Raw genomic sequence first — 4,604 nt, forward strand, 5'->3', positions numbered from 1 at the left:
AGGCCTCCTTGAAGGCCATGGAGCCGGCGATCTTGAACGCCATTTCAGAGGAGTCCACCTCATGATAGGAGCCGTCGTACAGGGTGACCTTCACATCCACCACGGGGAAGCCGGCCACCACGCCGGCGTTCATGGCGCCCTGGATACCGGCGTCGACAGCCGGGATATACTCCTTGGGAACGGCGCCGCCCACGATGGCGTTGACAAACTCGTAGCCCTTGCCGGACTCGTTGGGCTCCACGTGGATCTTGACATGGCCGTACTGGCCCTTGCCGCCGGACTGACGGGCATACTTGGTGTCCTGGTCCACGGCCTTCTTGATGGTCTCCTTGTAGGCGACCTGAGGTGCGCCCACGTTGGCCTCCACCTTGAACTCGCGCAGCAGGCGGTCCACGATGATCTCCAGGTGCAGCTCGCCCATGCCGGCGATGATGGTCTGGCCGGTCTCCTCATCGGTATAGGTCTTGAAGGTGGGGTCCTCCTCGGCCAGCTTGATGAGGCCCATGGTCATCTTCTCCTGGCCGGCCTTGGTCTTGGGCTCGATGGCCACGCGGATAACGGGCTCGGGGAACTTCATGGACTCCAGAATGATGGGGGCCTTGTCGTCGCACAGGGTGTCGCCGGTGGTGGTGTTCTTCAGACCCACGGCAGCCTCGATATCGCCGGAGAAGACCTCCTCGATATCCTCCCGGTGGTTGGCGTGCATCTGCAGGATCCGGCCGATACGCTCCTTGACGTTCTTGGTGCTGTTCAGCACGGAGGAACCGGTGGTCAGATGGCCGGAATAGACGCGGAAGAAGCTCAGGCGGCCCACATAGGGGTCGGTCATGATCTTGAACGCCAGGGCGGAGAAGGGGGCGTTGTCGTCCGCAGGACGCTCGTCCTCCTCATCAGTCTTGGGGTTCACGCCCTTGATGGGCGGAATGTCCAGGGGAGAGGGCATATAGTCCACGATGGCATCCAGCAGCTTCTGCACGCCCTTGTTGCGGTAAGACGTGCCGCAGGTGACGGGCACCATCTCATTGGCGATCGTGGCCTTGCGGATGGCCGCACGGATCTTGGCCGTGGGAACTTCCTCGCCAGCCAGATATGCCTCCATGATAGACTCGTCCACCATGGACACGGCGTCCATCAGCTTCTCCCGGTACTCGTTTGCCAGGTCCACCATGTCCGCGGGGATGGGCTCCACGCGCATATCCTTGCCCAGATCGTCATAGTAGATGTCCGCGTCCATCTCGATCAGGTCGATGATGCCTTTAAAGGTATCCTCGCTGCCGATGGGGAGCTGGATGGGCACGGCGTTGCACTTCAGGCGCTCCTCAATCATGCGGAGCACGTTGTAGAAGTCGGCGCCCATGATGTCCATCTTGTTGACGTAGATCATGCGGGGGACCTTGTAGTTATCGGCCTGACGCCACACAGTCTCAGACTGGGGCTCCACGCCGCCCTTGGCGCACAGCACGGTGACAGAGCCGTCCAGCACGCGCAGGGAGCGCTCCACCTCCACGGTGAAGTCCACGTGGCCCGGAGTGTCGATGATGTTAATCCGGGTGGGCTTGAACTGGTTCTTGGAACCGGACCAGTAGCAGGTGGTGGCGGCGGACGTGATGGTGATGCCGCGCTCCTGCTCCTGGGCCATCCAGTCCATGGTGGCGGTGCCATCATGGGTCTCACCGATCTTATAGTTCACGCCGGTGTAGAACAGGATACGCTCGGTAGTCGTCGTCTTGCCTGCATCGATGTGAGCCATAATGCCGATATTACGGGTATTTTCAAGAGGTGTTTTTCTCGGCATACTGTTTCTCCTAACTTACCAGCGGAAATGGGCGAACGCCTTGTTGGCCTCGGCTGCCTTGTGGACTTCCTCGCGCTTCTTCACGGCGCTGCCGGTGTTGTTGGCGGCGTCCATGAGTTCGCCGGCCAGGCGCTCAGCCATGGTGCGCTCGCTGCGGGAACGGGCGTAGGCCGTCAGCCAGCGCAGACCCAGGGTCGTGCGGCGGGCGGGACGGACCTCCATGGGGACCTGATAGGTGGCGCCGCCCACACGGCGGGCCTTGACTTCCAGGCTGGGCATGATATTCTCCATGGCCTGGTTGAACACTTCGATGGGGTCTTTCTCGGTCTTCTCCTTGATCTGGTCGAAGGCACCGTAGACCACCTTCTGGGCCACGCCCTTCTTGCCATCCAGCATGACACTATTGATCAGCCGGGTGACCAGGACGGAGCCGTAAACGGGATCCGGCAGGATCTCTCTCTTGGGAACATTACCTCTTCTGGGCACTATGCTTCCCTCCTTCATAATAATTCTATGATCTCATAGGTACTCAAAAGGCGTATTGCAGCCTTCCGTGGATGCCTGCCAAAGAGGTCGTCCCGGCGGCCCGGAGGCCGCCATCTATATAAACCTATTCGGCAAAGCTCTCAGTTCGCAGACTTACTTCTGCTTGGGCCGCTTGGCACCGTATTTGGAACGAGCCTGCATACGGCCGGAGACGCCCTGGGTATCCAGCGTACCGCGGATGATGTGGTAACGGACACCGGGGAGATCCTTGACACGGCCACCGCGGATCATCACGACGGAGTGCTCCTGCAGGGAGTGGCCCACGCCGGGAATGTAAGCGGTGACTTCGTAGCCGTTGGTCAGACGCACACGGGCGATCTTACGCAGGGCGGAGTTGGGCTTCTTGGGGGTCGCGGTTCTCACGGCGGTGCACACGCCTCTCTTCTGGGGAGAAGGCAGATCGGTGGTCTTGTTCTTCAGGGTGTTCAGACCAAACTGCAGAGCGGGAGAAGTGGACTTGTAGGTAGCCTGTTCTCTTCCTTTACGGACCAGCTGGTTAAAAGTAGGCATTCGGTGTATTTCTCCTTTCTTTCATAATTTCGCTGCCGTGTAACCACGACAGCCCTTATTTTTTACGGAACGCGGTGAAGCTATTCCGAAAAAAACCATTTCTTTATGCGGAGAGGACGGCCACCACGGACGCGCCCACGCTGATCCGGCACGCCTGGCCCAGCTGGGACAGTGTGTAGTCCGTCTCTACGGGGATGCCGGCCTCCGCACAGCTGGCGGCCACCGGCTCGGTGATGGCGGGATCGGCGTCACAGGCGAGATAGACCCGCTTGGCCCGGCCTTCCCGGATCGCCTTGCGGGACTGCTTCACGCCGATGACCTTCTCCTGGGAAGCAAGCTCCGAGATCACGGGAAATTCCTCCTGAAACGCATGGCAAAATCCGCAGAATCCTAATATCCGCGCATTTTTGGATTATACCATGGGGAAACATATCCGTCAAGACATTTTTCGGTAAAAATTTTCCATGATCCGCAGACTTTTGGACGTTTTCCCCATCTCCCGGGCGTGCCGGATACCTGGAGACATCTTAGGAGAACTTCTCCCTGTTTCCGGGCCGTTTCTGGCCGCCGTCCGGATACGGCGCAGTGCGCCTGGGAACAAGGGAGCTTTGATATTTTAAATAAAGGGGGGCGTTGGTCATCCGCTTCTCAGCAGAACCGTTTCAGCCCCGGGCTGCGGGGCGTCTCCTTCACCCCGCCTCTCGATGCCCGGCATCTGAAAAGAGAGCCTGACCGCAAGCGGTCAGGCTCTCTCCCGGTCTTGTGTCTGCGGGATGTCCGGCGAATCACAGCTCTGCGGGAATGGGCTCCGGGGCGGCCTCAACAGGCGCCGGGCCGGGAACCAACTCCTCAGCAAAGGTGTGGTAGGCCGTCAGGCCCGTGCCGGCAGGGATCAGCTTGCCGATGATGACATTCTCCTTCAGGCCCACCAGATGGTCGGCCTTGCCCTTGATGGCGGCCTCCGTCAGGACCTTAGTGGTCTCCTGGAAGGAGGCGGCGGACAGGAAGGAGTCCGTGGCGAGAGATGCCTTCGTGATGCCCATCAACAGCTGGGTGCCTACGGCGTGGCGCAGAGGCTCGCCGTTCTCCTGCCGCTCACCGGCGGCGTTGCGGCGGTCGATCTCCTCGTTGGCGTCGTCCAGCTCCAGGACGTCCACCATAGAGCCGTCCAGCAGCTTGGTGTCGCCGGCGTCCTCCAGACGGACCTTGCGCATCATCTGGCGGACGATGATCTCGATATGCTTATCGTTGATATCCACGCCCTGCTGGCGGTACACCCGCAGGACCTCTTGGATCAGGTAGTTGTACACGGCGTCAGCGCCGCGGATGCGCAGCACCTCGTGGGGATTCAACGCACCGTAGGTCAGCTGGTGGCCGGCCTCGATCACGTCGCCGTCCTTCACCAGCAGGCCGGTGTGAGGCACCGCGTAGGTGCGGGTGTCCCCGTCAGGTGCGGTGATGACGATGTTCACCAGGCTGCCCTTGCTGGTCTCTTCGAACTTGACCGTGCCGCCGATCTCTGCCAGAGTAGCCATCCGCTTGGGCTTACGGGCCTCAAACAGTTCCTCGACACGGGGAAGACCCTGGGTGATGTCGCCGCCGGCCAGACCGCCGGTGTGGAAGGTACGCATGGTCAGCTGGGTGCCGGGCTCGCCGATGGACTGGGCGGCAATGATGCCGACCGCCTCGCCCGGACCCACAGGCTGCTGGGTGGCCAGGTTCATGCCGTAGCACTTGGCGCACACGCCGCTGT

General features: G+C 60.9%; 4 protein-coding genes and 1 pseudogene. All 5 read right to left on the minus strand.

What is annotated here, in order from left to right:
- On the minus strand, window positions 1–1,795 hold a 1,795-nt coding region (fusA, locus tag QVE23_RS10400), incomplete at its 3' end, for an elongation factor G (RefSeq protein WP_287968171.1).
- 15 nt (window positions 1,796–1,810) lie between these two features.
- Window positions 1,811–2,281 carry a 30S ribosomal protein S7 gene (rpsG, locus tag QVE23_RS10405; RefSeq protein ID WP_036631091.1) on the minus strand — a complete coding sequence of 157 codons (471 nt, stop codon included), beginning with the start codon at window positions 2,279–2,281 and terminating at the stop codon, window positions 1,811–1,813.
- Between the two features lie 153 nt (window positions 2,282–2,434).
- Window positions 2,435–2,851 (minus strand): 30S ribosomal protein S12, encoded by a 417-nt coding sequence (gene rpsL / locus QVE23_RS10410; RefSeq protein WP_021750740.1) that lies wholly within the window; start codon window positions 2,849–2,851, stop codon window positions 2,435–2,437.
- Window positions 2,852–2,954: 103 nt separating this feature from the next.
- Complete coding sequence (locus QVE23_RS10415; RefSeq protein WP_025544826.1) at window positions 2,955–3,200, minus strand: ribosomal L7Ae/L30e/S12e/Gadd45 family protein; 246 nt, start codon at window positions 3,198–3,200, stop codon at window positions 2,955–2,957.
- A gap of 436 nt (window positions 3,201–3,636) precedes the next feature.
- Window positions 3,637–4,604: pseudogene (locus QVE23_RS10420) on the minus strand (DNA-directed RNA polymerase subunit beta'); the annotation flags it as partial.

Source organism: Oscillibacter sp. KLE 1728 (assembly GCF_934833455.1).
Classification (GTDB): Bacteria; Bacillota; Clostridia; order Oscillospirales; family Oscillospiraceae; genus Oscillibacter; species Oscillibacter welbionis.